Origin of the sequence: Ancylobacter koreensis (assembly GCF_023016525.1) — a bacterium.
GTDB lineage: Bacteria > Pseudomonadota > Alphaproteobacteria > Rhizobiales > Xanthobacteraceae > Ancylobacter > Ancylobacter koreensis.
On the sequence record NZ_JALKCG010000001.1, the window covers coordinates 844,555 to 866,911 of the forward strand.

Here is a 22,357-nt window from a genome sequence, read left to right on the forward strand (position 1 = left end):
GAGTGTCGCGCTATTCCGCCGCGATGGCCACACCCGGCTGGGCGCCGCGCACCTCCTCGTCGACCGCGCTCTCGAAGCGGGCGAAATTCGCGGTGAACAGGCCGACCAGCCGGCGGGCGGTCATCGAATAGTCGATGCGCGTCGGCCAGGCGCGGGCGGGGTCGAGCAGGGCGCGCTCTACACCTTCCACCTCGACCGGCACCGCGAAGCCGAAATTCGGGTCGGTGCGCGTCTCGCCTGCGTCAAGCGCGCCCGACAGCGCCGCCTCGACCAGCCGGCGGGTGACGGCGAGCGGCACGCGTCTGCCGGTGCCGGCGCGCGAGCCGAGCCAGCCGGTGTTCACCAGCCAGCAGCCGGGCGCGTCGCGGGCCAGCAGCTCGCGTAGCAGGCGGCTCTCCGTGGAAGGCGGAGTCGGCAGCGCGATGGCCGCTCCACCCGGCGCGAAGCGGGCCTGCGGCGCCTCGGCCCCGCTCTCCGTGCTCGTCACGTCGCCCTGGTAGCCCGACAGGAAATGATACAGGGCCTGCGACGGGGTGAGCCGGGCGATGGGCGGCAGCACGCCGAACGCGTCGTGGACGAGCAGGAAGACATGCCGGGGCCGGCCGGCCATCGGCGCGCCGCCGCCGGGCAGGAAGTCGAGCGGGAAGGCGGCGCGGCCTTCCCCGGCCGGCGCGTCGTCGTCGAAGTCCGGCGCCCGTCCCTCGGGATCGAGCCCGACATTGGCCAGCACCGCGCCGAAGCGGCGGGCGGCGGCATGAAAGGCGGGCGCGTTGTCCGGGGACAGGCCGCGCGTGCGCGGATGGCAGCCGGCGCCGACCGGCTCGATGCCGTCCTGCCCCCAGGCCAGCAGCCCGTCGGCGCACAGGGTCCGCGCCGGGCCGGCCGCCAGCGTGGTCGCTCCCGCGCCGGACCGGCCGAGGAACAGCGCGAGATCGCCCGTCGTCCCGGTGCTTCCCTCTTCGACACTTGCCGCGCCTGACAGCACCAGCCGGCCGCGCTCGGCGGGCGAATGGGCAGGCATATGGGCGAGCCCGGCGGCGAGCGCCGCCTCCATCTCTTCGGCGTGCAGCGTGCCGGCGATCAGCACGAGGCCCTGCGCGAGATCGCAGGCGACCGCGCCGGTGCCGCGCACGCCGTGCTTCTCCGGCTCGGCGCGGAAGCCGGGCGTACTGAGAATGGTGAGCTGCGGCACGAAGCCGGCGAGCGCGGAAGGCTCCGGCCGGCGCAGCAGGTTGCGGACGAACAGCGCCTGCCAGGCGTGCTCGGTCAGCACGCGCACGGGCACGGGGTCGGCGCCGGCGTAAAGATCCTGCCCGAACAGGGTGCGCCCGCCGGCATAGGCCAGCATGTCGGCCTTCAGCGTCTCGAAGGACGCGCGCGGCAGCGGATTGGCGCCCTCCCATCGGGCGCCGTCCTCCACGGCCTCGTCGCGGACGACATAGCGGTCCTGCTCGTCGAGGGTGGGCGGGGGCACGGTCGCCACCACCAGAGCGCCGGTGTCGGACAGCCGACCCTCGGCGCGGGCGACGGCGCGCTCGCACAGGGCGGCCTCGCGCAGGTTCCAAAACACCCGTCCGGTGCCGGAAAGGCCGATGGCCTCGGCGCCGTGATCCTCGTTGTGCGTGCCGGTCTGGTTCAAGCTCGGCCTCCTCTTACGCATGACAGGAGGCGGCACCATGGGTGGCCAGTCAGGCCATTTGTCTGAAATTCCGCGCCGAATTCGTGGCTAAACGAGGCCGAAGCGGTGGTTTTCCACCGCGCCCGGTATCATTGGACCAGTGCGGCGCGGGCCCTTTCGGCAAGCTCGACCAGCACGGCGCGCATCTGCCGCGCATCGGTGACGCGCCGTCCGAAGGCCAGCCGGCGCACCTCGGTGCCGCTCATCAGGTCGCAGCCCTCGGGGTCCAGCCCGACCAGCTTCCAGTGGCCGGGACCGGTGCCGAGCAGGTGCATGGCATAGAGCTGGATGGCGTCGGCATGGTCCGCGTTCATGTGCTCGACCGCGCCGGCTTCGGCCGCCAGCACCTCGCCGGCATCCGCGGTCGCGGTGGCGAGCGCCGCGCCTTCCACATCGACAATGCGGCCGAAGCCGGCGACGAGATGCGCGCTGTCGAGCGCGATCCGGTAGAAGGCGAAATCGGAAAAGCCGGCGAATCCCGCCGCGTCCGGGTGGCGGGCGAGGAAGCGCCGGCGGGCGGTGGCGAGGCTTGCCTCGTCGGGGAGCTTCGCGATGCGCCCTTTAAGTCCCGCGCGGGCGCCCTGCAGTTCGTCGCCGGTGCGGCGCTCGTCCACCAGCAGAGAAACGCGCGCGTCGCGGGCGATGTTGCGGGTGTGGCGCGCGAGGCCGGACAGCAGCAGCAGCGGCGCGCCGTCCGGCAGGGTGGCGAGCTGGACCAGCGAGGCATAGGGGCCGCCATCCTCGTCGAGCGTGGCGAGCGCGCCGGTCTGGGCCTCGCGCAGGAGGCGGCGCACCGTGGCGGCGGCGTCGAATTCCTGTTCGGGCGGCTGTTTCGCGGACATGGAGACCCCTCCGTCGGACGTGACTGGACGTGTGCGCGGCACCGTGCTCCGTCACGCCGCAGGATGGCCCTGCGGCGTGTGATTGGCTATGTGCCTTCAGACGCGCTATTTTCAGATGAATCAGGTTGCGTGTCACATTGTGGCCACGCCGGCGCGGTTCACCGCTTCGTGTACCGCTGCCGAACAGGAAAGTGTGCAGATGCCGACCATCGCTCTCGTCGACGACGATCGCAACATCCTGACCTCCGTCTCCATCGCCCTGGAATCGGAAGGCTACAGGATCCAGACCTACACCGACGGCGCGACGGCTCTCGACGGCTTCAAGTCGAACCCGCCGGATCTGGCGATCTTCGACATCAAGATGCCGCGCATGGACGGGATGGAGCTGCTGCGCCGCCTGCGCCAGAAATCCGACATGCCGGTGATCTTCCTCACCTCCAAGGACGACGAGATCGACGAATTGTTCGGCCTCAAGATGGGCGCCGACGATTTCATAAAGAAGCCGTTCTCCCAGCGCCTGCTGGTCGAGCGGGTGAAGGCGGTGCTGCGCCGCTTCGCGCCCAAGGACGGCACGCTGCCGCGCGAGACCGACAGCGCCAAGGTGCTGGAGCGCGGGCTGCTGCGCATGGACCCCGAGCGCCACACCTGCACCTGGAAGGGCGAGAACGTCGTCCTCACCGTGACCGAGTTCCTCATCCTGCAGGCGCTCGCCACCCGCCCCGGCGTGGTGAAGAGCCGCAACGCGCTGATGGACGCGGCCTATGACGATCAGGTCTATGTCGACGACCGCACCATCGACAGCCACATCAAGCGGCTGCGCAAGAAGTTCAAGGTGACGGACGACAATTTCGAGATGATCGAGACGCTGTACGGCGTCGGCTACCGCTTCAAGGAGTAGCGGCTCTTTGCTCGATCCCGAATCGACGCGCTCCGCCGCCGGCGAGGATCGGCCCGAGGCGGAGGCGGCAGAAACGGCGGCGTCCCCCGGCGCGGCCCGAGGCGGTCTGCTCGGCGCGCTGCGCCGGGCCCGCAACTTCGTGGCCTTCAAGAGCTTCTCCAGCCTCACCCGCCGCATCGTGCTGCTCAACCTCGCGGGCATGTGCGTGCTGGTGTCGGGCATCCTCTACCTCTCCGAGTTCCGCGCCGGGCTGATCGACGCGCGCGTGCAGAGCCTGCTGGTGCAGGGCGAGATCATCGCCAGCGCCATTGCCGCCTCCGCGCAGGTCGAGACCAACGCCATCACCATCGACCCCGAGCGGCTGCTGGAACTGCAGGCGGGCGAGAGCTACGGGCCGGGCGAGGAGGGCTTCGCCCCGCTCGAATTCCCCATCAATCCCGAACGCGTCGCCCCCGTGCTGAAACGCCTCGTCGAGCCGACCGGCACGCGCGCGCGCATCTACGACCGCGACGGCGCGCTGCTGCTCGATTCCCGCTCGCTCTATTCGCGCGGCGAGATCCTGCGCTTCGACATGCCCTCGCCCACCACGCCCCGGCCCAACTGGATGGAGCGCGGCTGGAACAGCATGAAGGTGTGGTTCGAGCGCGGCGACCTGCCGCTCTACAAGGAGCTCGGCCCCAATAACGGCAAGGGCTATCAGGAAGTCGTCGAGGCGCTGCAGGGCCAGAAGGCCAGCGCCGTGCAGGTCAACAGCCGCGGGCAGGTCATCGTCTCGGTCGCCGTGCCGGTGCAGCGCTTCCGCGCCATTCTCGGCGTGCTGCTGCTTTCCACCCAGGGTGGCGAGATCGACGGGGCGGTGGCGGCCGAGCGTCTTGTGATCGTGCGCGTCTTCCTCGTCGCCATGGCGGTCATGGTGGTGCTCTCGCTGCTGCTGGCGGGCACCATTGCGGGGCCAGTCCGCAAGCTGGCGGACGCCGCCGAGCGCGTGCGCCGGCGCACCCGCCAGCGCGTCGAGATTCCCGATTTCACCAGCCGCTCGGACGAGATCGGCCATCTCTCCGGCGCGCTGCGCGACATGACCGACGCGCTCTATTCGCGCATCGAGGCGATCGAGAGCTTCGCCGCCGACGTCTCGCACGAACTGAAGAACCCGCTCACCTCCCTGCGTTCCGCCGTGGAGACGCTGCCGCTGGCGAAGTCGGACAGCTCGCGCGAGCGGCTGCTGGAGGTGATCCAGCACGATGTGCGCCGGCTCGACCGGCTGATCACCGACATTTCCGACGCCAGCCGCCTCGACGGCGAATTGCAGCGCGAGGAGGCGGAGCCGGTCGACCTCGTGCGCCTGCTCAACACCGTCACCGGCGTGCAGAACGACGTGGTGCGCGGCGACGGGGTGAGCGTCTCGCTGACGTTTGAGGACGCGGCGGGCGCCGCCGACAGCTTCATCGTGCCGGGTCATGATTCGCGCCTCGGGCAGGTCATCAACAACCTGATCGACAATGCCCGCTCCTTCTCCGCCAAGGGCGGGGAGGTACGCGTCACCTGCCGGCGCAGCCGCGACGCGGTGGAGATCGTGGTCGACGACGACGGGCCGGGCATCCCGCCGCACGCGCTCGGCCGCATCTTCGAGCGCTTCTACACCGACCGGCCGGAAGAGCAGGGCTTCGGCCAGAACTCCGGCCTCGGCCTGTCGATCTCGCGGCAGATCGTCGAGGCGCATGGCGGGCGCATATGGGCGGAGAACCGCCCGGCGGTGGCGGCCCGCAAGGGCAAGGGCACCCGCGCGGCGGCGGCCCGGCCCGGCGGGGCCCGCTTCATCGTCCGCCTGCCGGCGAACTGAGCATGCCGTCCTCCCAGCCCCCCGGTACGGTTCACGCCTCCTGCGTGCGGGTCGGCACGAAGGGCGTGCTGATCCGCGGCGCCTCCGGCGCGGGCAAGTCGCATCTCGCCTTCGCGCTGGTCCTCGCCGGCGGCAGCGGGCTCGTTCCCCCGGTGACGCTGGTCGCCGACGACCGGGTGATTCTGACCGCGCGCGAGGGCGCGCTTTTCGCCGCCGCGCCGCACCATCTCGCAGGGCTGATCGAGATACGCGGGGCGGGGCTGCGGCGGCTGCCTTTCGCTGGGGAAGCGCGCGTCGATCTGGTGGTGGATCTCGGGGCAGACGACGCGGCCCGGCTGCCCGCGCCCGAGGCGCTCGAAACCGTCCTCGAAGGGGTTGAAATCCAGCGCCTGCCGGTGTTTGCCGGCGGCGATCCGGTGCAGCAGGTGCTCGCCCTTCTGCTCGCCGCGCCGGGGTCCGATTAAGTCCTCGTGACCGCCGCGCGGCGGTGCGGAAGACGGGATCCGATTTTACCGGACGGCACTTGCCATTCATGTGCGGCGCAACGATGATGTGCGCCCCATCGAGGCGGGCGCCGGAAAGCTCTACCTCGGACGCCCTACCTTGGACGCCCACCGGGCGGAAGCATTGCAGTCGCGCCGACGGGCGCGCGGCGGAGCAGGATGATAGGTCTCGTACTCGTCACGCACGGACGCCTTGCCAGCGAGTTCCGCGCCGCACTCGAACACGTCATGGGTCCCCAGTCGCAGATCGAGGCGATCACGATCGGCCCGGACGACGATATCGAGCAGCGCCGCAAGGACATTGTGGACGCCGTCGAGGCGGTGAATGCCGGCGAGGGCGTGGTGATCCTGACCGATATGTTCGGCGGCACGCCCTCCAACCTCGCCATCTCGGTCATGACCTCGCCCGATATCGAGGTGGTGGCCGGCATCAACCTGCCCATGCTGGTCAAGCTCGCCACCGTGCGCGGCGAGGTGCCGATGGGCGAGGCGGTGGCGCAGGCGCAGGAGGCCGGCCGCAAATACATCAACATCGCCAGCCGCGTCCTGGCCGGGAAGTGACCGTGACCACGGCCATCCAGCGCGAGCTTGCCATCGTCAACAAGCGCGGCCTGCACGCGCGCGCCTCCGCCAAGTTCGTCCAGACCGTCGAGCGCTTCGACGCCGATGTGCGCGTCACCCGCGCCGGCGAGACCGTGGGCGGCACCTCGATCATGGGGCTGATGATGCTGGCCGCCGCGCCGGGCACCACCATTCTCGTCGAGGCGAGCGGGCCGGAGGCAGAGGCGGCGGTCGAGGCGCTCGACGCGCTGGTTTCCGACCGCTTCGGCGAAGGCGAGTAGCCCGCGCCCGCTTTCCTGTCGGACCTGTCATATAAAGATATCTTTATATCATTATTGTCTTCCCTAGGGCGGGCTGCTATCACGCGGCAGCCCCGCCGCATAAACCGCGCGTCTCATCCGCGTCAGGCAGAAGGAAGCCACGTCATGGCCGTCGCCAGCGAATACATCGTCAAGGATCTCAGCCTGGCCGATTTCGGCCGCAAGGAGATCGAGCTCGCCGAAACCGAGATGCCGGGCCTGATGGCCATCCGCGCGGAATACGGCCCGGCGCAGCCGCTCAAGGGCGCGCGCATCGCCGGATCGCTGCACATGACCATCCAGACCGCCGTGCTGATCGAGACCCTGAAGGCGCTCGGTGCCGACGTGCGCTGGGTCTCCTGCAACATCTTCTCGACGCAGGACCACGCCGCCGCCGCCATCGCCGCCGCCGGCACGCCGGTCTTCGCCTTCAAAGGCGAGACGCTGACCGAGTACTGGGACTTCACCGCCCGCCTGTTCGACTGGCATGGGGGTGGCGTGCCGAACATGATCCTCGACGATGGCGGCGACGCCACCATGCTGGTGCATCACGGCCTGCGCGCCGAGAACGGCGACACCGCCTTCCTCGACAAGCCCGATTCCGAGGAAGAGGTGATCTTCTTCGCCCTCATCAAGAAGCTGCTGGCCGAGAAGCCGAAGGGCTGGTTCGCCGAGGTCGCGAAATCCATCAAGGGCGTCTCGGAAGAGACCACCACGGGCGTGCACCGCCTCTACAAGCTCGCCGAGCAGGGCAAGCTGCTGTTCCCGGCGATCAACGTGAACGACAGCGTCACCAAGTCGAAGTTCGACAATCTCTATGGCTGCCGTGAATCGCTGGTCGACGCCATCCGCCGCGGCACCGACGTGATGCTGGCCGGCAAGGTCGCCTTCGTCGCCGGCTTCGGCGATGTCGGCAAGGGCTCGGCGGCCTCGCTGCGGCAGGCCGGCGCGCGCGTCATCGTCTCCGAGGTCGATCCGATTTGCGCCCTGCAGGCGTCGATGGAAGGCTATGAGGTGACGACCATCGAGAACGCCTTCGAGCGTGCGGACATCTATGTCACCGCCACCGGCAACCGCGACATCATCACCGTCGACCACATGCGGCAGATGAAGGACCGGGCGATCGTCTGCAACATCGGTCACTTCGACAACGAGATCCAGGTCGCGGGCCTGAAGAACTTCAAGTGGACCAACATCAAGCCGCAGGTGGACGAGATCGAGTTCCCCGCCGGCAACCGCATCATCCTGCTGTCGGAAGGCCGGCTGGTGAACCTCGGCAACGCCATGGGTCACCCTTCCTTCGTGATGTCGTCCTCCTTCTCCAACCAGACGCTGGCTCAGATCGAGCTGTGGGCCAACCCCGGCAAGTATGACAAGCAGGTCTATACCCTGCCGAAGTTCCTCGACGAGAAGGTCGCGGCGCTGCATCTCGAAAAGCTCGGCGTGAAGCTCACCACGCTCAGCCCCGAGCAGGCCGACTATATCGGCGTGCCGCAGGCCGGCCCCTTCAAGCCGGATCACTACCGCTACTGAGCCCGTTGCTCGCCGCAGAAGACGTCATCCCGGACGGCCGCAGGCCGATCCGGGATCGTTCTCCGTCGCGGGAGCGGCATGCGATCCCGGCTCTGCGCTGCGCTTCGGCCGGGATGACGGCTTGGCGGGATGACGATGAGGAGGGCGGCGGCGCCCGCCTTCACAGTTCCTTCTGCACGAAGACGAGATCGAGCCGCCGGCCGAACTTGGTGCCGATGCCCGGCAAATGGCCGGTCTCGACAAAGCCGAGGCGCGCGTGCAGGGCGAGCGAGGCCGCGTTGCCGGCGGTGATGCCGCCGATCATCACCTTCTTGCCCAGCGCCCGGGCCGGTTCGAACAGCGCCTCCACCAGCGCACGCCCCAGCCCGCGCCCGCGCGCCGCCTCCGCCACATAGACCGAATGCTCGACGCTGATGCGGAAGCCCTCGAAGGGGCGGAAATCGCTGAAGCTCGCATAGCCCAGCACTTCGCCCTCCTCCTCCGCCACGATGACCGGATAGGACTTCGCCTGACGGTCGCGCAGCCAGGCGAGGCGGTTGGCGAGGTCGGTCGGCGTGTCGTTCCAGATCGCCGTCGAGTTCAGCACCGCGTGATTATAGATGGCGAGGATGCCGGGCAGGTCGGCTTCCACGGCGGAACGTAGCATCATGGGGAACAGCCTATGCGCGAGCCGGGCGAATTTCCACGCCCGCCGCTGGCGGGGAGGGCCCGGCTCTCCCATATCAGCTTTTCGCGGCCCCGCCGCTTCAGGAGGAAAGATCCCGGGATGAGCTCGACCGATCCGTTCGATCGAATCCGTTTCACCGTCAGGCGCGTGAGCTGGTGGCAGATCGCCATCGTCGTCGCCGTGGCGCTGGCGCTCGGCACCGCGCTCGCGCTCGTCGCGGCGAGCGTGTTCCTGGTGGTCTTTCCCATCGTCGTCATCGCCGGCCTCGCCTACCGCGTGTTCGGCGGGCGCAAGCGCGCGACCGGCGCCGGCGGCCCGACCGTCATCGAGGCCGAATATCGCGTGCTTTCGCCCGAGGAGGCGGCGCGCGCCGACGCGGAGCGCTGGGACAAGGACCGGCGCCTGCGCTGAGGCACCGGCCGCCGGCCTTCCGGATCACTTCTCGACGAAGGCCTTCTCGATCACGAAGTCGCCGGGCTCGGTGGTCGAGCCTTCCTCGAAGCCGCGCTCCTTCAGGATGACGCGCATGTCGTCGAGCAGCTGCGGGCTGCCGCACAGCATGACGCGGTCGTCCTCCTTGTCGAGCGCCGGCAGGCCGAGATCGGCGAACAGCTTGCCCGAGGTGATGAGGTCCGTGATGCGGCCCTGGTTGCGATAGGGCTCGCGCGTCACGGTGGGGTAGTAGACCAGCTTTTCCTGCACCAGCTCGCCGAAATATTCGTTCTGCGGCAGCTCGTTCTCGATGAAGTCCTGATAGGCGAGCTCGCCCACCGTCCGCACGCCGTGGACGAGGATGACCTTCTCGTAGTTCTCGTAGGTCTCCGGGTCCTTGATCAGGCTCATGAACGGGGCGAGGCCGGTGCCGGTGGCCAGCAGATAGAGTCGGCGGCCGGGCACGAGATAGTCGACGAGCAGCGTGCCGGTGGGCTTGCGGCCGACGATCACCTCGTCGCCGACCTTGAGGTGCTGCAGCCGCGAGGTCAGCGGGCCGTTCGCCACCTTGATGGAGAAGAACTCCAGCGTTTCCTCGTAATTGGCACTGGCGATGGAATAGGCGCGCAGCAGCGGCTTGCCCTCGACCGTCAGGCCGATCATCACGAACTGCCCGTTCTTGAAGCGCAGCGCCGGATCGCGCGTGGTGGTGAAGGTGAACAGGTTGTCCGTCCAGTGGTGGACCGACAGCACGCGCTCGTGATGCAGGTTGCTCATTTACAAACCGTCTAAGTGAAAACTTCCAACAAACCGGAAGCTGATGTAATTCGTCGTTCCGTTTACTGCGCATTGGCCGCGCTGTCGACCCTTGCCGTGCACGGCCGTGCGACCCTTGCCGTGTGCGCCCGATGCGAGACAATCGCCCGACCCGCCCGCCTTCCATGAGCGCGATCAATGTTCAGCCATATCATCCTCGGCGCGCGCGACCTTGCGCGTCTGACCGTCTTCTACGACGCCGTTCTGGCGCCGCTCGGCCTCGTGCAGGTCGACGAACCGGGCGATGGCGGCCCGCCCGGCTCCCTGTGGGCGCGGCCCGGCCGGCCCTGGCCGCAATTCTACGTGCAGCTTCCCTTCAACGGGCTGCCCGCCACCTGGGGCAACGGCACGCAGGTGAGCTTCGCCGCACCCTCGCGGGCGGCGGTGGACGCCGCGTGGCGTGCGCTGGTGGCGGAGGGCGGTATCGACGAAGGCGCGCCGGGCCTGCGTCCCGCCTATGGCACGGATTATTACGGCGCCTATGGCCGCGACCCCGAGGGCAACAAGCTGTGCTTCGTGCACTGCGCCGCGCTGGAGCCGCTGACGGGTTCGGCAGGCGGCTAGGCGCCGCCGCTCAGCGGCCGGTGTCGCTTTCCCGCTTGGCCGCGTACATCTGCGCGTCAGCCCGCTTGACCACCGATTCCAGCCGTTCGCCGGCAACGCTGGTCGCCATGCCGAGCGACAGGCCCAGCGTGCTGGCGGAATAGAACTGGTTGTTGAGCGACACCAGCTCGCGGATGTTCTCCATCATCGCAGCGCCGCCTTCCTCATCGACGCCCGGCAGCAGCACGGCGAACTCGTCGCCGCCGATGCGCGCGGCGCATTGCGGCTCCTCCACCGCCTTGCCGAGGATCTCGCCGGCGCGCCGCAGCAGCATGTCGCCGGCGGCGTGGCCGAGCTGGTCGTTCACCTGCTTGAGGTTGTTGAGGTCGACCACGATCACCGTGACCGGGAAGGGCCCGCGCCGCTCCAGCCGGTTCAGCTCGTCGACATAGAAGGAGCGGTTGTAGAGCTTGGTCAGCACGTCGTGCTTGCCGAGATATTCGAGATAGGCCTCGGCCTTCTTGCGCGCGGTGATGTCGGTCAGCGCCACCTGCACCAGCGACCAGTCCTGCTCGTGGCCGGGCAGCACGGAGAACTGCAGATGCACGTGCAGCGCGTCGCCGGCCAGCGTGTAGTTCACCACCTCGCGGGTGTGGAACAGCTTGCCGTTCCACAGGTCGATGAGCTGCTCGCGGAAATGGCGCAGCATGTCCTCCCGGAACACGTTCGCCGCGTTGGCGACCAGCTCGGTCTTGGAGGCGGCGCCGAACATCTCCAGCGTGTGGGCGTTCACGTCGAGGATGCGGATCTCGCTGATGCAGCGCTGCACGAATTCGGGGTGCACGTCGGTGAAGACGCGGAAGTCCTCGATGCCCCGCAGGCGCACATCGTCCATGAGCTGCTTGATGGTGGAGAAATCCTCCACCCACAGCGAGACCGGCGAATTCTCGAACAGGCCGCGCGCATAAATCTCCGACTGCGCCGCCTGGCGGCGGGCGACCTCGCGCTCGGACACGTCCTCGATGGCGAGCAGCACCCGCGCAAAGGTCTCCTCGTGCCCGGGCAGGATGGTGCCCTTGAGCTGGATGTCGAGGCGCTGGCCGGCGAGCGTGTAGTTGACCGTGTTGCTGACGAAGGTGGTCGCCCCGCTCCAGAGCTGGCACAATTCGTCGACGAAGGTCTTCAGCATGTCGGCGCGGAACACCTGGCCGAGATTGGCGACGAGGTGCTCCTGGCTGTCGGCGTCATACAGCGAGAGGGTGTGCCGGTTCACCTTGAGGACGCGGATGCATTCCGCGCACCGGACCACCTCGTCGGGATTCTCGGTGAGGTAGTCGCGCAGCGCGGTGACGCCCTGGTCGCGCCAGGCATCGAACTGCGCCTTGAGCTGGGTATAGTCCTCCAGCCAGAGCGAGATCGGCGCGAGCTCGAACATCTCCGCATCGTCGGCGGCGCTGCCTGCCAGGGCGGCATTGGCCGGCACGTCGAGACCGTACGATGTCATTCTGGATTTGCTCGGCTTCATGGCGGAGAACACCGGTCATGCGCTTGGGGGCGACGGGCTCGATCGGCTGATGGATGCCTGCCGCACGCGGCAAGGCGCAACGGCGGCACCGCCCGAAGAAAAAGGACCATTTGGTCTCAATTCTCTTGAAATTACGGAAGAATCACACCGGCGGCAATGCCATATGTCGGGCGGGATCGGCAGGTTGCACGAAGTTATCCGCCACCTATTGCGTTTTCGTAGCATCTCGGCGACCTCTTGAGGAGCCCCGCAGGTGCGACATGAGCGATATCGTCTGCATTTCCCCCATCGACGGCTCCGAGCTTGCCCGCCGCCCGGCGGCCAGCGATGCAGCGCTTGCCCGCGCGGTCGCCGAGGCCCGAGCCGCCCAGCGCGACTGGCGCCACGTGCCGCTCGCCGAGCGGTCGGCGGCGGTGCTGCGCTTCCTCGACGCCATGCTGGCGATGAACCAGGAGATCGTGCCCGAGCTTGCCCAGCAGATGGGGCGGCCGGTGCGCTTCGGCGGCGAGTTCGGCGGCTTCGAGGAGCGCGTGCGCTACGTCGCCCGCCTCGCCCCCGAAGCTCTGGCGCCGGTGGTGCCCCCCGACGAGCGGCCGGGCTTCCGCCGCTATATCAGGCGCGACCCGCTCGGCATCGTGCTGGTGGTGGCGCCGTGGAACTACCCCTATCTCACCGCGGTCAACACCATCGCCCCGGCGCTGATCGCCGGCAATGCGGTGCTGCTCAAGCACGCTGCGCAGACCCTCCTCGTCGGAGAACGCTTCCAGCTGGCGATGGACCGCGCCGGCCTGCCGAAGGGCCTGTTCACCAATCTCGTGCTGACCCATGAGCAGACCTCGAAGCTCATCGGCGCGGGGGCGGTGGATTTCGTCAATTTCACCGGCTCGGTGGAGGGCGGGCGCGCCATCGAGCGGGCGGCGGCCGGCACCTTCACCCCGCTGGGGCTGGAACTCGGCGGCAAGGACCCGGCCTATGTGCGCGCCGACGCCGATCTCGATTTCGCGGTCGAGAACCTCGTCGACGGCGCCTTCTACAATGCCGGCCAGTGCTGCTGCGGCATCGAGCGCATCTATGTCCACGAGAGCCTGTACGACCGCTTCGTCGACGGCTTCGTCGAGCTGACCGCGCGCTACCGGCTCGGCAACCCGCTGGACGAGGACACCACGCTCGGCCCCATGGCGCAGGGCCGCTTCGCCGGGACGATCCGCCAGCAGATCGCCGAGGCGGTGGGCAAGGGCGCGAAGGCCCATCTCGACCCTGCCGCCTTTCCGGCCAATCGCGAGGGCACGCCCTATCTCGCCCCGCAGGTGCTGACCGGCGTCGACCACTCCATGTCGGTGATGACGCAGGAGAGCTTCGGTCCGGTGGTCGGCATCATGAAGGTGAAGGACGACGAGGAGGCGCTGGCGTTGATGAACGACAGCGTCTACGGCCTCACCGCCTCGATCTGGACCGCCGATCTCGACGCGGCGGAGGAACTCGGACAGGAGATCGAGACCGGCACCGTGTTCATGAACCGCTGCGACTATCTCGATCCCGGCCTTGCCTGGACCGGCGTGAAGGAAACCGGGCGCGGCGCCTCGCTCTCGCGCATCGGCTTCGAGATGCTCACGCGGCCGAAATCCTTCCACCTGCGCCACGGCTGAGTTCGCCGTAGCGGCGCGCCGCCTCGACGGCGAGGCCGGTGCCGACCGAGCCGAAGGTGTCGCCTTCCACCACCCGCGCGCCGGGCGCAGCGGCGAGGATGGCCGCGCGCACATGGGCGAGCCGCGTGGAACCGCCGGTGAGGAACAGTGCGTCGATGTCGCCGCTCTTCAGCCCGGCCTGATCGAGGCAGATGCCGACGCGCCGGGCGATGCGGGCGGCGAGCGTGTCGGTGTGCGCCACCAGCTCCGCCGGCGTGATGCCTACCGACAGCCCGGCCTCCAGCCAGCCCAGCTCCACCTCGGCGCGCGCGGCCTCGGCCAGGGCGATCTTGGCCGCCTCCGCCTCCATGGCCAGCGTGTGGCCGCGCTGTTCCTCGATCACCTTGATGAGCCGCTCCACCAGCTCCGGGCGGGCCGCCTCGCGCCGCACCTCGTGCAGTTCGCGCACGGTGCGCGAGGTGTAGAGCCGGTTGATGCTCGACCAGGTGGCGAGCTCGTGGAAATAGCCGCTCGGCACGTCGCGGCCGGGGCGCTTCATCGGGCTGCGGAAGCCGAGCAGCGGCATCAGCGCGCCGAGCGAGAGATGGCGGTCGAAATCCGTGCCGCCGATGCGCACGCCGTCATTGGCGAGAATGTCGGCGCTGCGGTCGGGCCGGGCGCGCCGCGCCGGGCCGAGGCGCACGATGGAGAAGTCGGAGGTGCCGCCGCCGATGTCGGCGATCAGCGCGATCTCCTCGCCGCGCACCTGCCGCTCATAGTCGAGCGCGGCGGCGATGGGCTCGAACTGGGTGGACACCTCGGTGAAGCCGATGCCGGCGGCGATGGCGCGCAGCGTGTCCTCGGCCTTGGCGTTGGCGGCCGCGTCGTCGTCGACGAAGAACACCGGCCGGCCGAGAACCACCGCGTCGAGCGGGGCATCCGCGCTTTCCTCGGCCCGCGCCTTCACCACGCGCAGATAATCGGCGATCACGTCGCGGAAGCCGATGGCGCGCCGGCCGATCTGCGTCTTCTCCTCGATCAGCGCGCTGCCCAGCACCGCCTTGAGGCTGCGCATCAGGCGGCCATCCTCGCCCTCGACATAGCGCGCCATGGCGGCGCGGCCGATGGAGAGCATGCCGGCGCGGTCGTAGAACACGGCGCTCGGCACCGTGACCTTGCCGTCTTCCAGCGTCGCCAGCTCGGGCGAATCGCCGCGCCAGAAGGCCAGCGTGGTGTTGGAGGTGCCGAAATCGAGGCCGCAGAACGCCATGCCGTCGCTCCCGTGGAAAGGTGCCGAAGGGGCGCCTTCCTAAAGGCTCCTTGTGACATCATCAATGGACATGATGTTGACGGCCCGTGCGCGAGGCGCCACAGCTTGGCGGCCGCCACCGGGGCGGCCACAGGGGGAACGTGCCGTGACGCTGCATAACTGGACGATGAAGCACTCGATCGCCGTCGTGGTGATCACCCTCCTGGCGGTCGGCGCCTTCCTGTTCAGCTGGACCTGACGCAGCGCCGGGGCGGGCAAGCGCTCTGTCATTCTGGTCAACGTCACAATCCATCCCTATCTGAAGGCCGAGGGTTGGCGACGCATGAAGCGCGGCCCGGGAGGAGTGACGCCCGCGTGCCCTGCGAACCGCCGAGCGAACAGATCGACCGCGAGACGCGCGAAAGCGCCGCCGCGCCGGCGAGCGAGGAGACGGTGCGTCTCTCCGACGTGCTGCGCCGCATCGCCGCCGATTCGCGGCACGAGCGCATCGCGGTCGGCGACCTGTTGAAGGCGATGCGGGAGCGCGCCTTCGGGCCGCTGATGCTGATCTTCGCGCTGCCCAACGTGCTGCCGACGCCGCCGGGCACCTCCTCGGTGCTGGGCGCCCCGCTGATCTTCCTTGCCGCGCAGCTCGCGCTGGGGCGTTCGCCCTGGTTGCCGCCGCTGATCGCCCGCCGCTCCATCGCCCGCAAGGATTTCGCCGCCTTCGTCGACAAGGCGACGCCATGGCTCGCCAAGGCCGAGCGCCTGCTGCGCCCGCGCCTCGGCGTGCTGGCTCACCCGCCGGCGGAATATGTGGTGGGGGCGGTGTGCTTCGTGCTGGCGGTGGTGCTGGTGCTGCCGATCCCGCTCGGCAACATGCTGCCGGCGCTCGCCATCTGCATCTTGGCGCTCGGCATATTGGAGCGCGACGGGCTGTGGATCCTCGTCGGCGTCGCGCTGGCGGCGCTGTCGCTCTTCGTCGTGTCCGGCGTGGTCTGGGCCTTCGTGAAGGCCGGGCTGTTCCTGCTCCACAGCCTGATCGGCTGAGCGGCGAGCCGTCTCAGCCGCGTGTTTCAGCCGTGCATTTCAGCCATGCGCGCGTTTTCCAGCGCGCGGGTGAGCATGTCGAGGCAGTCCTGCGCCTGCTCGTGCCCGGTGGCGTCGCCGCGCAGCCGGAAAGCGAGGTCGCGCAGGTCGCGTATGGCGACATCGACGGCGGTCAGGAGATCAATGTCCAGCTCGTCTTCGGAGGCGGCGCGGACGGGGAACGGAATGACGTTACTCATCGAACGAAACTCATGAAAAGGGCACTCGCTTTCGGCGAATCGGCCGGGCCTGCTCGTGGAACGATGCCCCGAATTGGTTAACGTCCTCCTCCCGCTACCGTGGATGTACCTTGGCGGGCCTGTCGTCGGTCAGGATTGAATGCAGTCAATATACGGTCATATCATAATTGTATTGACATTGACTGCTGTCATTCCTAGCTAATGATCGTATCGCTCCGGGGCGGTTCGGTCCCGGCGCCGCAGGAGGAACTGCCATGTCCGCCCGTCTTCCCTCCGTTCCGGACCCTCTGGAGGGCTCCTATCCCCGGCTGTCGCCCTTCACCTGCGGCATGCGGGCCTGCTGCCCGCGCTGTGGTCAGGGCAAGCTGTTCGACGGTTTCCTGAAGCTGGCGCCGCGCTGCGAATCCTGCGGGCTCGACTATTCCTTCGCCGATCCGGCGGACGGTCCGGCCTTTTTCGTCATCTGCTTCGTCTGCGTTCCGGCCGTGATCTTCGGCCTGTGGCTGGAGGTGGCGTTCCAGGCGCCCTACTGGGTGCACCTGTTCACCACATTGCCGGTGCTGCTGCTGACCTGCATCCCGCCGCTGCGTCCGCTCAAGGGCTGGCTGGTGGCGAGCCAGTACTATTACAAGGCCGAGGAGGGTCGCCTCGTGGCCGCCGCGCCGCGCCCGGTATCGCAGCCCTGAACCTCTAGGCGCCCGTTTCGCGGAAGCGGGCGGGGCGCAGCCCGGCGGCGGCGAGGTCCTCGCCGCAGGCCCCCGACGCCAGATAGGCGAATTCGCGCTCGCGCGGCTCCAGCAGCGGGTCGAGCCGGCGCAGTTCCTCGTCCACCGTGCCGGGGTGGCAGTGCACCAGCGCGCGCGCGCCCGGCCCCGCCAGCGCGGCGCGGAACACCTCGCGATAGGGCGGGTCCGGCGTGAAGTTGTAGAGCCCGCGAAAGCTGTCGTTCACGGGGAAGCCCGCGCGGGCCGCCGCGCCCGCCGCGCCCGCCGCCAGCGCGCCGATCACCATCGCCTTGCGCCGGCCGATGCGGCGTTGCCGCATCCCGGCGGCGGGTTCGGTGCAGTTGCGCAGCCAGGGCAGGCGCCCGGAATAGCGCGCCGACAGCTCCTCCACCACGATGGCGCGGATGCCGGGCAGCGCATGGGCGTGCTGGTGGCCGTCGAGGAAGTCCGGCGGCGCATCCCACATGTCCTCGAAGGCGTCGAGCTGGGCCCGCAATTCGTCGCGAATCGCCGCGCGCGGAAGCGCTCCGGCAAGCGCGCGCAGGATCAGCGGGCCGATCTCCGGCAGCCGCCCGTCGCGCGCCAGCCCGCGCGCCGGCGAGAGCGGGCGTTGGCCGGTGAGCGTGAAATGCAGGCCGATATCGGCGGGATGCTGGCGCACCAGCGCCTTGAGATCGCCCGCCCGCCGCTTCCAGCCGGGCAGGCCGGTCATGGCGCCGGTGGCGGAAAGCCGCCTCTGCTCGATCAGCGCCTCGATGGCCTCGCTGACGCCGGCGCTCAGTCCGTAATCGTCGGCGCATACTACTATGGGCTTCAGGTTCTCATTCCTTCGAATGCCGCTGACAAACAAAGATCACAATCCGCTCATACGCCAAGGCAAGTTTCGCGCAAGTCGGAAGCCCTTAATTAAACGGGGCGGGACTCGCGTCGCGACGGCCACGCCTTACGTCAAGGCAACCCTCAAGTAAAAACCGATCAAATTCATGGCGAACACTTTCAAGCGCCTGCCCGGCCTGATCTCGATCGTGGTGCCGGTCTACAACGAGGCGCGCTGCCTGGAGGCGCTGCATCGGCGCCTGTGCGCGGCGCTCGACGCCTATCCCGGCATGCGGCGCGAATTCGTGTTCGTCGACGACGGCAGCCGCGACGGCAGCTTCGACCTGTTGGCCGAGATGGGCGCGCGCGATCCCTCGATCAAGGCGCTGCGCTTCGCCCGCAATTTCGGCAAGGAATCGGCGATGGCCGCCGGCCTGCGCGCGGCGGTGGGCGACATCGTCGTGCTGATGGATTCGGACCTGCAGCACCCCCCGGAGGTCATCCCGGCGATGATCGAGAGCTGGGTGCGCGGCGCGCAGATGGTGATCGCGGTGCGCCGCTCGCGCAGCACCGATCCGCTCGGCCGGCGGCTGTTCACCAAGGGTTTCTACGGCTTCTTCCACGCGCTGTGCGAGGTAGACATCCCGGAAGGGGCGGGCGATTTCCGCCTGTTCGACCGCCGCGTGGTGGACGCCATCAACGCGCTGCCCGAGCGCAACCGCTTCATGAAGGGCATCACGAGCTGGGTCGGCTTCCGGCAGGAGGAGATCGAGTTCGAGGTGGCCGAGCGGGCGGGCGGCGAGAGCTCCTTCTCGACGCTGCGCCTGCTGCGCTACGCCATTGACGGGCTGTCCTCCTTCTCCATGGTGCCGCTGCGCGTATGGTCGCTGGCCGGCGTCGTGCTGGCCGGCCTGTCGGGGCTCTACGGGCTCTACCTCATCGGCGAGGCGATGGTCTTCGGCGTGCGCACGCCGGGCTTCCCCACCATCATGGTCAGCATGCTGTTCGTCTCCGGCGTGCAGCTCATCAGCCTCGGCGTGATCGGCGAATATGTCGGGCGCATCTTCACCGAGGTGAAACGCCGCCCGCTCTATCTCGTCGCCGACGAGATCGGCTTCGCGCCGCCGGCCGGGCTGCCGCTGGCCGATCCGGCCCAGGCCGAGCTGAACCTCGCCGCTTCGACCTATGCCGCCCCGCGGCATGTCCCCTCGCTCGTGCCGGACGGTCCCCTCCCGTGAGTCTCCAGAGTTCGGAATTTCCCGCCGCAGCGGCCGCGCCTGCGGCGCATGGCCGGCGCGCGCTGACCCTCACCCGCGTGGTCAGCCTCGCCGTGTTCGCCGCCATTGCGGCCTGGATCGTGCTGACCTTCCGCGATTACGGCATCAGCAATGACGAGTATGTCCAGCACACCTACGGGCAGCTCCTCGTCGCCTGGTATGCGAGCGGCTTCACCGACGACCGCGCTTTCCACTACATCAACCTCTATCTCTATGGCGGCCTGTTCGACCTGGTGGCGGCGGGCCTCGAACATTATGTCCCGCTGCCGGTCTATGAATGGCGGCACCTGCTCTCGGCGAGTTGCGGCTTTGTCGGGCTGATCGGCGTGTGGCGCCTCGCCCGGCTGCTCGGCGGCGAGAAGGCCGGCATCCTCGCCGTGCTGATGCTCGCCTTCACGGGCATGTATGGCGGGGCGATGTTCACCCACACCAAGGACGTGCCCTTCGCGGCGGCGATGGTGTGGAGCCTGTATTTCGTCACCGTCTGCGCGGTGCAGTTCCCGCGCGCGCCGGGCTGGCGCAGCGTGCTCGGCCTCGGCCTCGCCATCGGCAGCGCCTTCGGGCTGCGGGTGGGCGGTGTGTTCGCCGTTTTCTATCTCGTGCTGGCGGTGGCGACGGGAATGGTGCTGCTGCGCGACTGGCGGCTGCCGCTGCGCCTCGCCCCGCGCATCGCGGTGGCGGCGGCGATTGCGCTCGCCATCACGGCGGCGACCTGGCCGTGGTCGATGCTGCCGCCCACCAACCTGTTCAAGGCGATGGGCGCGTTCAGCAATTTCGCCTTCGACATGACGACGCTGTTCAACGGGCAGGAATACCCGATCGACCACATCCCGCCGAGCTACATGCCGGAATATCTCGCCATCAAGCTGCCGGAGATCACCCTGCTCGGCCTCATGGCCGCGCTGGCGGCGGTGCTGGTGGCGGGCTTTGCCCTGCTGCGCCGGGGTGGCGCGCTGGCGGCGCTGCGCCACGCGCTCGCCGCCCATCCGCGCCGGGTGCTCGGCTTCCTGCCGCTGGTGCTCGCCATCCTCGTGCCGATGGCCTTCGCGGTGCTGGACGATCCCCCGCTCTATAACGGCATCCGGCATTTCCTCTTCGTGCTGCCGCCGGTGACGGTGCTCGCCGCGCTTGGCCTGCAGGCCGCCTGGCGGGGGCTGAGCGCCCGCTCGCGCGTCGCCGGGGCGGGTTTCGCGCTCGCCGCGCTGGCGCTGTTCGCCTTCAACGCGGTCTCCTTCCTGCGGATGCACCCTTACGAATATGTCGCCTACAACCAGCTCGTGGGCGGCACCGCCGGCGCCTGGGGCCGCTTCGAGGGCGACTACTGGTCGACGAGCCTGCGCGAGGCGGCGTTGAAGCTGCGGCAGGGTGTCGAGCACGAAGGCCCCGCCGGCCGGCGCTACACCGTCTCGGTCTGCGCCGAAGATGTGCAGGCCTCCACCTATCTCGGGCCGAATTTCGATCTGGTGGAGGAGTGGGACGATGCCGACTTCCTGCTCGCCGCCCGCCATGTCGGCTGCGACGGCGCGCCGGGGCTTCCCTATGCCAGCGTGAGCCGGGAGGGCATCCCGCTTGCGGCCATCGTCGACATGCGCATGCACCGCAAGTCGATCGTTCCGCCGGGCGTCACGCCGTCGGAGGATGACGAAGGCTTCGACCTCGCCCCGCCTGTCGCCACGCTGAAGGACGGCACGGCGCAGGTCGCCAAGGCCAAGCCGTGAGGCGCGCGCGGTGAGCGGAGCGGCGGAGAGCGGGCATATGGAGGCGCTGCTGGCCCGGCTGCGCCACATCGCCCTGTTCGCCGCGCTCGGCGCGCTGGGCACGCTCGCCCATTACACGGTGCTGATCGCGCTGGTGCAGGGCGGTGCGGCGGGGCCGGTGGCGGGCTCGACGGCCGGCTTCCTCGTCGGCGGCTTCGTGAATTACCAGCTCAGCCGCCGCGTGGTGTTCCGCTCGTCCAAGCCGCACCGCGAGGCGATGTCGAAATTCTTCACTGTTGCCGGCATCGGGCTGGTGCTGAACGCGCTGCTGATGGCGCTGCTCACCGGCCCGCTCGGCGCGCCCTACCTGCCGGCGCAGCTTCTCGTCACCGGGCTGCTGGTGCTCTGGCACTATGCCGGCAACGCCGTCTGGACGTTTCGCGAGAGACGCCATGAGGGCCCCCACGGGCGGCGCGACGAGGCCCCCCGCACGTCCGGCTGAGGTGCTCCCTTCCGCTTCCGGAGATCGCCCGCCGCGCCCGCCTTGACTCCCGGCCCGGAACGAGTCGTGTATAGAACAAAGCATGAACACGCCGGGTGCGTGGGCAGGGTGTTTTGGACACGGATCATGGACACGGTTTCCGACATCGCCGCGCTGAGGCGGATGCTCGCCGGGCTGGAGGCCGAGCGGCTGCCCGGCGCCGTCTCGGGCTTTACTCTCGACATGGAGGGAGAAGCGGCGCCCGGCGTCACCCTGGCGCATGGCGCGCTGCACGAGGTGCAGGCGGTCCGCGCCGCCGACCTGCCGGCCGCCACCGGCTTCGCGCTGGCGCTGGCGCTGCGCGCCGCCGCCGGGGAGAGGGCGCGGCCGATCCTGTGGATACGGCAGGACCTCGCCGATGCCGAACTCGGCCGGCTCGACGCGCCGGGGCTGGCGAGCCTCGGCCTCGACCCGGCACGGCTGATTCTGGTGCGGGCCCCCGATGCGGGGGCGGTGCTGCGCGCGGCGGGCGACGCGGTGCGCTGTCCGGGCCTCGGCGGCCTCGTCATCGAGCCCTGGGGCGAGCCGAAGGCGCTCGACCTCACCGCCACCCGGCGCCTCTCGCTGCGCGCGGCGTCCTCCGGCGTGACCTGCTTCCTGCTGCACGCCGTGGCGCGCGCCTCGCCCGGCGCGGTGGCGACGCGCTGGCAGGTGGCGCCGGCCGCCTCCGCCCCTTCCGCGCTGGAGCAGGCGGCCGGCGCGCCCGGCCACCCCGCCTTCGCCGTGACCTTGCTGCGCCACCGGGGCGGGGAGGGCGCCCGCCCGGTGGAGGGCGGCACCTGGAATCTGGAGTGGGACCATGAGACATGTTCCTTCCGCGACATCGCCACGCTACCTCGCGCTGTGGTTCCCGTTCCTGCCGGCCGACCGGCAGGCACGGCTGCGGCGGGCGAGGGGGGCGGGGAGGTCGCCGCGCTCCGCCGCGCCGGCTGAGGCGGCCGGGGCGGGCCATGCGGGGAAGGGCGAGGCCCTCGCGCCGCTGGTCTTCGTCGAGAAGGCGC

Annotated in this window: 24 protein-coding genes; 16 read left to right on the forward strand and 8 right to left on the reverse strand. The window is 69.3% G+C overall.

Annotation, left to right across the window (positions count from 1 at the left end; genetic code table 11):
• Positions 1 to 10: 10 nt before the first annotated feature.
• Positions 11 to 1,639: a phosphoenolpyruvate carboxykinase (ATP) gene (locus MWN33_RS03840; protein WP_247198913.1), complete on the reverse strand. Its 1,629-nt coding sequence runs from the start codon at positions 1,637 to 1,639 to the stop codon at positions 11 to 13.
• Between the two features lie 128 nt (positions 1,640 to 1,767).
• Entirely contained in the window at positions 1,768 to 2,520 is a 753-nt protein-coding gene (locus MWN33_RS03845; RefSeq protein ID WP_247198915.1) for a HugZ family pyridoxamine 5'-phosphate oxidase, read from the reverse strand.
• 199 nt (positions 2,521 to 2,719) lie between these two features.
• Between MWN33_RS03845 and MWN33_RS03850 the strand changes: the two genes are divergently transcribed.
• The 6 genes from MWN33_RS03850 to ahcY all read left to right on the forward strand — a co-directional run bounded on the left by MWN33_RS03850 (position 2,720) and on the right by ahcY (position 8,154).
• Positions 2,720 to 3,418, forward strand: a complete 699-nt coding sequence (locus MWN33_RS03850; RefSeq protein ID WP_247198917.1) for a response regulator transcription factor — start codon at positions 2,720 to 2,722, stop codon at positions 3,416 to 3,418.
• Between the two features lie 7 nt (positions 3,419 to 3,425).
• The gene (locus tag MWN33_RS03855; protein WP_425531951.1) at positions 3,426 to 5,258 is read left to right on the forward strand and encodes a stimulus-sensing domain-containing protein; all 1,833 of its coding nucleotides are present in this window, start codon (positions 3,426 to 3,428) and stop codon (positions 5,256 to 5,258) included.
• A gap of 2 nt (positions 5,259 to 5,260) precedes the next feature.
• Entirely contained in the window at positions 5,261 to 5,722 is a 462-nt protein-coding gene (locus MWN33_RS03860; protein WP_247198919.1) for an HPr kinase/phosphorylase, read from the forward strand.
• Positions 5,723 to 5,920: 198 nt separating this feature from the next.
• Positions 5,921 to 6,322: a PTS sugar transporter subunit IIA gene (locus MWN33_RS03865; protein WP_247198921.1), complete on the forward strand. Its 402-nt coding sequence runs from the start codon at positions 5,921 to 5,923 to the stop codon at positions 6,320 to 6,322.
• Positions 6,319 to 6,603: an HPr family phosphocarrier protein gene (locus MWN33_RS03870; protein ID WP_247198923.1), complete on the forward strand. Its 285-nt coding sequence runs from the start codon at positions 6,319 to 6,321 to the stop codon at positions 6,601 to 6,603. The genes MWN33_RS03865 and MWN33_RS03870 overlap by 4 nt, the downstream gene beginning before the upstream one ends.
• A gap of 144 nt (positions 6,604 to 6,747) precedes the next feature.
• Positions 6,748 to 8,154, forward strand: coding sequence for an adenosylhomocysteinase (ahcY, locus tag MWN33_RS03875; protein ID WP_247198925.1), 1,407 nt, complete (start codon positions 6,748 to 6,750; stop codon positions 8,152 to 8,154).
• A gap of 160 nt (positions 8,155 to 8,314) precedes the next feature.
• Here the strand turns inward: ahcY and MWN33_RS03880 are convergent, their stop codons facing one another.
• Complete coding sequence (locus MWN33_RS03880; RefSeq protein WP_247198927.1) at positions 8,315 to 8,803, reverse strand: GNAT family N-acetyltransferase; 489 nt, start codon at positions 8,801 to 8,803, stop codon at positions 8,315 to 8,317.
• 117 nt (positions 8,804 to 8,920) lie between these two features.
• Here MWN33_RS03880 and MWN33_RS03885 point away from each other — a divergent pair, with 117 nt between their 5' ends.
• Positions 8,921 to 9,232, forward strand: a complete 312-nt coding sequence (locus MWN33_RS03885) for a hypothetical protein (protein ID WP_247198929.1) — start codon at positions 8,921 to 8,923, stop codon at positions 9,230 to 9,232.
• 24 nt (positions 9,233 to 9,256) lie between these two features.
• Here MWN33_RS03885 and MWN33_RS03890 read toward each other — a convergent pair whose 3' ends face one another.
• A complete protein-coding gene (locus tag MWN33_RS03890) occupies positions 9,257 to 10,030 on the reverse strand; it encodes a ferredoxin--NADP reductase (protein ID WP_247198931.1) in 774 nt (257 codons plus the stop codon).
• Positions 10,031 to 10,207: 177 nt separating this feature from the next.
• Between MWN33_RS03890 and MWN33_RS03895 the strand changes: the two genes are divergently transcribed.
• Positions 10,208 to 10,633, forward strand: coding sequence for a VOC family protein (locus tag MWN33_RS03895; RefSeq protein WP_247198933.1), 426 nt, complete (start codon positions 10,208 to 10,210; stop codon positions 10,631 to 10,633).
• A 10-nt stretch (positions 10,634 to 10,643) separates the two neighbouring features.
• Here MWN33_RS03895 and MWN33_RS03900 read toward each other — a convergent pair whose 3' ends face one another.
• A complete protein-coding gene (locus MWN33_RS03900; protein ID WP_247198935.1) occupies positions 10,644 to 12,116 on the reverse strand; it encodes a sensor domain-containing diguanylate cyclase in 1,473 nt (490 codons plus the stop codon).
• 19 nt (positions 12,117 to 12,135) lie between these two features.
• Between MWN33_RS03900 and MWN33_RS03905 the strand changes: the two genes are divergently transcribed.
• Together MWN33_RS03905 and MWN33_RS03910 are read left to right on the forward strand one after the other, a co-directional pair.
• Positions 12,136 to 12,378 (forward strand): hypothetical protein, encoded by a 243-nt coding sequence (locus MWN33_RS03905; protein WP_247198937.1) that lies wholly within the window; start codon positions 12,136 to 12,138, stop codon positions 12,376 to 12,378.
• A 19-nt stretch (positions 12,379 to 12,397) separates the two neighbouring features.
• Positions 12,398 to 13,783: an aldehyde dehydrogenase family protein gene (locus MWN33_RS03910; protein ID WP_247198939.1), complete on the forward strand. Its 1,386-nt coding sequence runs from the start codon at positions 12,398 to 12,400 to the stop codon at positions 13,781 to 13,783.
• Here MWN33_RS03910 and MWN33_RS03915 read toward each other — a convergent pair.
• Positions 13,746 to 15,032 (reverse strand): Hsp70 family protein, encoded by a 1,287-nt coding sequence (locus tag MWN33_RS03915; protein ID WP_247198941.1) that lies wholly within the window; start codon positions 15,030 to 15,032, stop codon positions 13,746 to 13,748. The genes MWN33_RS03910 and MWN33_RS03915 overlap by 38 nt on opposite strands.
• Positions 15,033 to 15,482: 450 nt before the next feature.
• On the opposite strand from MWN33_RS03915, the gene MWN33_RS03920 reads away from it, so the two are divergent.
• Positions 15,483 to 16,061: an exopolysaccharide biosynthesis protein gene (locus MWN33_RS03920; protein WP_281493630.1), complete on the forward strand. Its 579-nt coding sequence runs from the start codon at positions 15,483 to 15,485 to the stop codon at positions 16,059 to 16,061.
• Positions 16,062 to 16,087: 26 nt separating this feature from the next.
• Here MWN33_RS03920 and MWN33_RS03925 read toward each other — a convergent pair whose 3' ends face one another.
• Positions 16,088 to 16,300 (reverse strand): hypothetical protein, encoded by a 213-nt coding sequence (locus MWN33_RS03925; protein WP_247198944.1) that lies wholly within the window; start codon positions 16,298 to 16,300, stop codon positions 16,088 to 16,090.
• Positions 16,301 to 16,554: 254 nt separating this feature from the next.
• On the opposite strand from MWN33_RS03925, the gene MWN33_RS03930 reads away from it, so the two are divergent.
• Complete coding sequence (locus MWN33_RS03930) at positions 16,555 to 16,986, forward strand: DUF983 domain-containing protein (protein ID WP_247198945.1); 432 nt, start codon at positions 16,555 to 16,557, stop codon at positions 16,984 to 16,986.
• Positions 16,987 to 16,990: 4 nt separating this feature from the next.
• Here MWN33_RS03930 and MWN33_RS03935 read toward each other — a convergent pair whose 3' ends face one another.
• Complete coding sequence (locus tag MWN33_RS03935; protein WP_247198947.1) at positions 16,991 to 17,875, reverse strand: ChbG/HpnK family deacetylase; 885 nt, start codon at positions 17,873 to 17,875, stop codon at positions 16,991 to 16,993.
• A gap of 133 nt (positions 17,876 to 18,008) precedes the next feature.
• On the opposite strand from MWN33_RS03935, the gene MWN33_RS03940 reads away from it, so the two are divergent.
• The 4 genes from MWN33_RS03940 (at position 18,009) to MWN33_RS03955 (ending at position 22,289) form a co-directional block, all read left to right on the forward strand.
• Positions 18,009 to 19,079, forward strand: a complete 1,071-nt coding sequence (locus MWN33_RS03940) for a glycosyltransferase family 2 protein (RefSeq protein WP_247198949.1) — start codon at positions 18,009 to 18,011, stop codon at positions 19,077 to 19,079.
• Entirely contained in the window at positions 19,076 to 20,836 is a 1,761-nt protein-coding gene (locus MWN33_RS03945; protein ID WP_247198951.1) for an ArnT family glycosyltransferase, read from the forward strand. Before MWN33_RS03940 ends, MWN33_RS03945 begins: the two co-directional genes overlap by 4 nt.
• Positions 20,837 to 20,846: 10 nt before the next feature.
• The gene (locus MWN33_RS03950) at positions 20,847 to 21,317 is read left to right on the forward strand and encodes a GtrA family protein (protein ID WP_247198953.1); all 471 of its coding nucleotides are present in this window, start codon (positions 20,847 to 20,849) and stop codon (positions 21,315 to 21,317) included.
• 126 nt (positions 21,318 to 21,443) lie between these two features.
• Entirely contained in the window at positions 21,444 to 22,289 is an 846-nt protein-coding gene (locus tag MWN33_RS03955; protein WP_247198956.1) for an ImuA family protein, read from the forward strand.
• Positions 22,290 to 22,357: the final 68 nt, after the last annotated feature.